Origin of the sequence: Phenylobacterium sp. (genome assembly GCF_044372605.1) — a bacterium.
Lineage (GTDB): Bacteria > Pseudomonadota > Alphaproteobacteria > Caulobacterales > Caulobacteraceae > Phenylobacterium.
The window spans coordinates 1-6,520 of sequence record NZ_JBILRO010000198.1 but is presented as its reverse complement, the minus strand read 5'-3'; the positions used below and the strand labels follow the sequence as shown (position 1 = coordinate 6,520).

The following is a 6,520-nucleotide window of genomic DNA, read 5'->3' as shown; positions in this document are numbered from 1 at the left end:
AGCTCCATCCGACGCCATCAGCGTCCGAAGACATAGCTAACTTGCCGGGCCACTAACCGGGTCCGTGCTCTCGGCGCCGAGGCGCAGGCTGCGCGGGCGCAGGTCGGTCCACATCTCGTTTACATATTGCAGACAGGCGTCCTTCGGACCCTCTTGGCCCGTGAGTCGCCAACCGGACGGCACGGGCGTGGCTTGCGGCCAGAGCGACATCTGCTCTTCGTCGTTCACCAAGACGAAGTAGGTCTGTATATCGTCTTCTTCAAACGCCATGGTCGCTTCACCCCGATGATTTTTTCGTTTTCTCGAACCTAGTCGCTACCAAGCTTAGGCGTCAACCGACGATTGAAAGACTGGACAGCGCCTCGCGGCGGTCGCACTGTCGGTGCTCTCGTCGCGGGTCTGGCGAGCGACAGGGCATAAGTCCGCACTTTGGCGTCGGGACCTGCAGCCGTCGCGCGTGGATGGGACGAACCCCTGCGCTGAGGTCGCAGGCTAAGGGTCAAGGGAGTTGCGATGAATAGGTCGGCGTTGCTCACCCAACTTCGGATCGATCGGGAAGGCGTCGCTCCGCAACGGCCCAAGCGCGGATGGCTTGGATGGGCCCTGGTCGGGGTTGCGGCTGCGATGGTCATCGCCATCGGGTTATGGTTCCTCGCGCCATTAGTAGGCCCCGCCGATGTTGAGGCGGTGCCGGTCGTGGCGATAGCGGGCACCAGCTGGAGCGAAGAGTCATTGCTCGAGGCTTCCGGCTACATCGTTGCGAGGCGGCAGGCGACCGTCTCCAGCAAGATAAGCGGCAAGGTGCTGGACCTGTATATCGAGGAAGGCCAACGCGTCGATGCTGGCCAGATCTTGGCCAGGCTCGACGCGTCCAACCTGAGCGCGGCCCTTGAGCAGTCGCGGGCCCAGGTGGCCGTCGCACAGGCTAGCGCCCAGGAGGCCCAACTGGAGCTGGAACACGCCGTGCCACGGGATCGGCGGCTTCGGGAGTTGCACGCGAAGGGCTTTCTGAGCGATCAGGCCGTCGATGATTCGCGCAATTCGGCGGAGACGGCTCAGGCGGCGCTCGTCGTGGCGCAGCGCCAGGTTACCAGCGCTCGCGCGGCCCTTGAGGTCGCGCAGCGCAGCCTCGATGACATGGTGATACGGGCGCCCTTCGCTGGCGTGGTGACTGTCAAGGCCGCCCAGCCTGGCGAAATTGTCTCGCCGATTTCCGGCGCGGGTGGCTTCACCCGAACCGGCATCGGGACGATCGTCGACATGGACTCCCTTGAAGTCGAGGTTGATGTGTCCGAGAGCTTCATTGGCCGAGTGAAGACCGGTATGCAGGCCCGTGTGACTTTGACCGCATATCCGGAGGCCGCCATTCCGGCGGAGGTCATAGCGGTCGTCCCGACGGCCGATCGTTCGAAGGCGACGGTGTTGGTCCGCGTGGGACTCAAGGCTCGCGACCCGCGGATCGTACCTGACATGGGCGCGCGGGTTGCATTTCTAAGCCCGCCCGCGACCTTAACGGCGGTGCCCACCACGCGCAGCTTCCTAATCCCCCGCGCGGCTGTGACGGTGGAGTCGGGGCAGAACGGCCACGTGTTCGTCATTTCGGGCGCACGGGTCGAGCGCCGCGCCGTGCGCCTCGGTGGCGGGCGGGGGGAAGATCAAGTGATCCTGGCAGGTGTCGCATCAGGTGAGCGCCTTGCCATTAGCAGAAAGAAACCACTGACCGATGGAGCCAAGATCCGCATCCAGCCCTCGTCCCCCCGGGCCGGGAATGGCTGAGCCGGGGAGCGTCCAGCCGCTTGTCGCGGTCCGTTCGCTCGTCAAGCGCTACAAGCGCGGCAACGAGTTCGTGGAGGTGTTGCGCGACCTCGACCTCGACATCTGGTCGGGGGAATTCGTGGCCCTCATGGGCCCCTCCGGCTCGGGAAAGACCACATTACTCAATCTCATCGGAGGCCTCGATCGGCCAACGTCGGGCGAAGTTCTCATCGCTGGCGAGCGGATCGACCAGCTGTCCGGGGTGGAGCTGACACGATGGCGGGCGCGGCACGTCGGCTTCGTCTTCCAGTTCTACAACCTGATGCCGACTTTGACGGCCGAGAAGAACATCGAACTGCCCCTGTTGCTCACCAAACTTTCAGGTGCCCGACGGCGCGAAAGCGTCAGCGCGGCGCTGGAACTTGTCGGCCTCGCCGATCGGCGCAAGCACAAGCCCACCGAACTCTCCGGGGGGCAGCAGCAGCGCGTCGCCATTGCACGGGCGATCGTCGCGGACCCGACCTTGCTGATCTGTGATGAGCCGACCGGTGACCTCGACCGGGACACCGCCGAGGACGTCCTTGGCCTGCTGCAAGTGATGAATCGCGAGCTGGGCAAGACCATCGTTATGGTCACCCACGATCCGAAGGCGGCGGAATTTGCGTCGCGCACCGTGAGCTTCGACAAGGGCCAACGACTGGGCCACGCCGCCGGAGCCACCGCGTGAAATATCTGCGGCTCGTATGGGCCGGGATCTGGCGGAAACCCGGCCGGGCGATCCTCACGATCCTGTCCATAGCCAACGCTTTCGTCATGTTCGGGCTGCTCCAAGGGCTAATCAGCGGCGTCAACCACGCCGTGGCAGATATCCAGGCGGACGTGTTGATGACCCAAAGCCGGGTAAGCCAGATCGAGCCCCTGCCGCTGTCGCAGGAGGCCAAGATCGCCCGGGTGACCGGTGTGGAAGCGGTGTCACCGATGATCTTTTTCCTGGGTAGCTACCAGCGGCCCGAGCAATACGTCATTGCCTATGCTGTCAGACCTGAGCCCTTCGCCGAGGTGTTCTCGAAATTCGGCATCTCGCGGGAGAATATCGCGGCCCTTCGCAGCAGACGCGACGGCGCCTTGGCTCCCACTGGCCAGGCTCGAAAATACAACTGGAAGGTCGGAGACCGCGTCCCGCTCCGATCAGCGACGTGGCTCAATGTCGGCTCCGGCCGCCTTTGGACTGTGCAGATCGTCGGACTGGTACCGCCCGTCCCGGGCGGACCATCTTCGATACCGATGATCGTCAATTACGAATATGTGGATGAGGGCCGTTCGACGGCTCGCGGCACCACGAACTATTTCGTCCTCAAGGTCACTGACCCGTCGACAGCGGGGCGTGTCTCGCAGGATGTAGACAGGCTGTTCGCCAACTCTCCGTTTGAGACCAAGACGATCACCCAGAAGCAGATGGCCCAAGATCAATTCAAGCAGCTTGGCGACATCAATCTGGTGGTGAACGCGGTTATCGGGGCAGTCTTCTTTGCCTTGCTCTTTTCGATCGGCTCGACCATGTGGCAGTCCATGCGCGAGCGGGTGCCCGAGCTCGCAATCCTGAAGACTCTGGGGTTCAGCGACCGCGCAGTCCTACTGCTCCTCTTCTCCGAATCCCTCTTGCTCTGTCTAGTGTCGGCGGCAATCGGACTCGGCATTGCCGCCGCGCTTTTTCCCGTGGTACGTTCGCTCATCGGATTCGACGCCCATTCCGGTCCCGTCATGGCGTGGGGGTTCGTGTTCGCGATCCTGCTGGCGGCGATCAGCGGCCTGCCCCCGGCAGTTCGTGCCATGCGGCTTCAGATCGTCGACGCACTGGCCGGTCGCTAGGAGAGTCACATGGGGTTCGCCAGCGAGGTCGGCACCATGACCGTAGTCAACATCAAGGCTCTGCCGCAGCGCATCGGCGCGGCGCTGGTCACCGTCATCGGCGTGGCCACTACGGTGGCGGTCATGATCTCCCTTCTCGCCATCGGGGCGGGAATCCAGAAGACTTCGCTGCGCAATGTTCCGGCCGATCAGGTTGTCGTGCTACCGTCTGACGCCGTATCCGAGAGCGTCGGGACGCTTGCGCGTTCAGTGCTCGCCATCGTGTCCGACGCGCCCGGCGTCCGGCGCAGTTCCGACGGCCGGGCGCTCGTCGAACCCACCGCAACCGTGATCGTGGAAGTCATCCGCAAAGCCGACGGCGCGCCCGTAAACTTGCAGTTCAGGGGCGTGGGACCGATGATCGCCAGTGTTCAGCCAGGGTTCAGGATCATAGAAGGGCGATGGTTCCGCCCGGGTCTCAACGAGATAATCGTCGGAACGGGCGCGCGCGCCCAGTTCCGGAAACTGGGGCTGGGCGACACCATTGTCTTACGTGGGTTGGCGTGGCGGGTAGTTGGCGTGTTTAAGGACGGCGGCTCGATGAGCGAGAACGCCATCATATCGGACATCGACACCGTACTGGCGGCGTTCGGCCGGGATGCCTATGGCAACATCCTCGTGCGCCTCCAGAGCACCGACGCCTTTGTGACCTTCAAAGACGCGCTCTCGCGTAACCCGCAGCTTGCCGTGGACGTGCGATGGCAGAGGGATCACCTGAAGGACCAGTCGAAGACCATCACCAGGGTGTTCAATTTCCTGGGATGGTTTGTCGGTAGCGTGATGGGTCTGGGGGCCGTCTTTGGCGGCGTCACCACGATGTATGCCATCGTCGATGCCCGGACGCGGGAAATTGCGACCCTGCGCGCGATTGGCTTTTCGAGCTCGGCGGTCGTCATCTCGGTGTTGGTTGAATCGACGCTGCTCGCCGTCCCCGGAGCCTTGCTGGGGTATGCAGCCGCCTGGCTGGTGTTCAACGGCCGCGCGGTTTCCACCGTCGGACTCAGTTTCCCACTTGCGGTGACGCCGGGCCTCGCGGTCTGGGCGCTCGCCCTTTCCTTGGCGATCGGACTGATCGGCGGACTTGCGCCCGCAATCCGCGTTGCGCGCATGTCGGTTGTGACCGGCCTGAGGGCCATGTAGCGTCGGGCGGCTAGCTGTGGAGCCTCAATAGGTTGTCCGCGTCCAGGCGGAGTCGGCTGATGGGTGTCTGAGACTTTATCCCGCCGTGTGGGCGATGCCAGTTGTAGCGGTGCAGCCGGACAGGCAACTCGGCGGTTCGGTGATCTGAGGTCTGATAGGTCTGGGCGTAGGCCCATTCGCGCAGCGCGGTTTGGATGAAGCGTTCGGCCTTGCCGGTGGTCATGGGCGTGTAGGGTGTAGGCTCAGGACTCATTGATCATCGCCAGAAGATGACGGTGGCGGCGATGGTGATGGCGGACATGAAGGTGTGGGCGCATAGGTCGTAGCGGGTGTGGATGCGACGCCAGTCCTTGATGCGCCTGAAGGTGTTCTCGATCTTGTGGCGCTGTCGATAGAGCGTCTTGTCGTGGTCGATCTGATCCTCCCTCGTTTCAGTGGACACCAGCGTGCGGCGGGTGCGAAAAAAGGGGGTCTGAAGATCAAGCCATTGGTCGTTCCCGTGGCGGCCTGAGCACCAAGATCCACTTGGCCGTCAGAGGCTTAAAGCGTCGTGCCTGAATCGGGAATCGAAGGATTCCCAAATCTGACGAAGCGTGATTCACCGTGGATGGAGGTGGATCATGGGCAAGAGCTATTCGATGGACTTGCGCGAGCGGATCGTGGCGCAGGTTGCGGCAGGTGGATCGCGTCGAGGCGCGGCGAGGCACTACGGGGTCAGCGACAGCTGTGCGGTCAAGCTTGTGGCGCGGGCGGAGCGGACGGGCTCGATCGAGCCTGCGCGGCAGGGACGCCCGCCAGGCGGCGGCAAGCTGGCGGAACACATGGCCTTCCTGATCGATATTGTGGAGGCCACGCCCGATATCACCCTGCCGGAGCTGGCGGTGCGGCTCGAGGTGGAGCGGGAGGTGAAGGTCACGACGCCCTCACTGTCCCGGGCGCTGATCGCTGCGGGGTTCTCATATAAAAAAAGCCCTGATGGCCTCGGAGCGCGCACGCGCCGCAGTGCGTGAGCGGCGGCACGAATGGATCGAGCAACGCCAGCCGCGCATGCGCCAACAGCCCGCGCGCCTGGTGTTCATCGACGAGACAGCGGTCACCACCAAGATGACGCGGCTGCGGGGCCGCAGCCGGCGCGGTCAGCGCCTGACCGCCGATGCGCCGTTCGGCCACTGGCGAACCCAGACCTTCATCGCGGGCCTGCGATGCGGGTCCCTGACCGCGCCGTGGGTGCTGGACGGCGCCATGGACCGCGCCGCCTTCGATATCTACATCGAGACCCAGCTGGCGCCGACCCTGCAACCCGGCGACGTGGTGATCCTGGACAATCTCGCCGTCCACAAAAGCCCGCGCGCCGCAGAGATCCTCAAGGCGCGCGGAGCATGGTTCCTGTTCCTGCCGCCCTACTCGCCTGACCTCAACCCCATCGAGATGGCCTTCTCAAAGCTCAAGGCTCATCTGCGCGCGGCCTGCGCCCGAACTTTCGACGCCCTCTGGCAAGCCGTCGGCAGCATCTGCGACCTCTACGATCCCGACGAATGCTGGAACTTCTTCAAGGCCGCCGGATATACGTCGCATTAAACGCACGGCGCTCTAGAGCGGTTTCCCTACGCTGTGAATCGGGAGGGATTCCCAAATCAGTGATGGAGTGATTCAAGCTGCATGCTGGTGAAGGAGGCCGGCATGCATGGGTCATCCTCTGTCATGTGATCTTCGGGAT

7 protein-coding genes and 2 pseudogenes are annotated in these 6,520 nt (G+C 63.7%); 6 read left to right on the top strand and 3 right to left on the bottom strand.

Going from position 1 to position 6,520, the window contains the following annotated elements:
* Window positions 1–36: 36 nt before the first annotated feature.
* On the bottom strand, window positions 37–270 hold the full coding sequence (locus ACIQ42_RS14305; protein WP_397422936.1) for an MbtH family protein: 234 nt from the start codon (window positions 268–270) through the stop codon (window positions 37–39).
* A 354-nt stretch (window positions 271–624) separates the two neighbouring features.
* Here ACIQ42_RS14305 and ACIQ42_RS14300 point away from each other — a divergent pair, with 354 nt between their 5' ends.
* From ACIQ42_RS14300 to ACIQ42_RS14285, 4 genes are all read left to right on the top strand, one after another.
* Window positions 625–1,776, top strand: a complete 1,152-nt coding sequence (locus ACIQ42_RS14300) for an efflux RND transporter periplasmic adaptor subunit (protein WP_397422935.1) — start codon at window positions 625–627, stop codon at window positions 1,774–1,776.
* Between the two features lie 79 nt (window positions 1,777–1,855).
* A complete protein-coding gene (locus ACIQ42_RS14295; RefSeq protein ID WP_397422934.1) occupies window positions 1,856–2,482 on the top strand; it encodes an ABC transporter ATP-binding protein in 627 nt (208 codons plus the stop codon).
* A complete protein-coding gene (locus tag ACIQ42_RS14290; protein WP_397422933.1) occupies window positions 2,479–3,624 on the top strand; it encodes an ABC transporter permease in 1,146 nt (381 codons plus the stop codon). Before ACIQ42_RS14295 ends, ACIQ42_RS14290 begins: the two co-directional genes overlap by 4 nt.
* Before the next feature lie 9 nt (window positions 3,625–3,633).
* Window positions 3,634–4,803: an ABC transporter permease gene (locus ACIQ42_RS14285; protein WP_397422932.1), complete on the top strand. Its 1,170-nt coding sequence runs from the start codon at window positions 3,634–3,636 to the stop codon at window positions 4,801–4,803.
* Between the two features lie 10 nt (window positions 4,804–4,813).
* On the opposite strand, the pseudogene ACIQ42_RS14280 reads toward ACIQ42_RS14285, so the two are convergent.
* A pseudogene (locus tag ACIQ42_RS14280) lies at window positions 4,814–5,038 on the bottom strand (integrase core domain-containing protein); the annotation flags it as partial.
* A 21-nt stretch (window positions 5,039–5,059) separates the two neighbouring features.
* Entirely contained in the window at window positions 5,060–5,245 is a 186-nt protein-coding gene (locus ACIQ42_RS14275) for a transposase (RefSeq protein WP_397422931.1), read from the bottom strand.
* Between ACIQ42_RS14275 and ACIQ42_RS14270 the strand changes: the two are divergent.
* Together ACIQ42_RS14270 and ACIQ42_RS14265 are read left to right on the top strand one after the other, a co-directional pair.
* A pseudogene (locus ACIQ42_RS14270) lies at window positions 5,240–5,346 on the top strand (IS5/IS1182 family transposase); the annotation flags it as partial. The gene ACIQ42_RS14275 and the pseudogene ACIQ42_RS14270 overlap by 6 nt on opposite strands.
* 77 nt (window positions 5,347–5,423) lie before the next feature.
* Window positions 5,424–6,381 (top strand): IS630 family transposase gene (locus ACIQ42_RS14265; RefSeq protein ID WP_397422930.1). Its coding sequence is split into 2 segments (ribosomal slippage): window positions 5,424–5,774 and window positions 5,776–6,381, totalling 957 coding nucleotides; the frame shifts between segments, so codons are not numbered across the junction.
* Window positions 6,382–6,520: the final 139 nt, after the last annotated feature.

Excerpts from the sequence above, each read along its gene's own strand:
- ACIQ42_RS14305 (WP_397422936.1), bottom strand. The coding sequence starts at position 270 with ATGGCGTTTGAAGAAGACGATATACAGACCTACTTCGTCTTGGTGAAC.
- ACIQ42_RS14300 (WP_397422935.1), top strand. The coding sequence starts at position 625 with ATGGTCATCGCCATCGGGTTATGGTTCCTCGCGCCATTAGTAGGCCCC.
- ACIQ42_RS14285 (WP_397422932.1), top strand. The coding sequence starts at position 3,634 with ATGGGGTTCGCCAGCGAGGTCGGCACCATGACCGTAGTCAACATCAAG.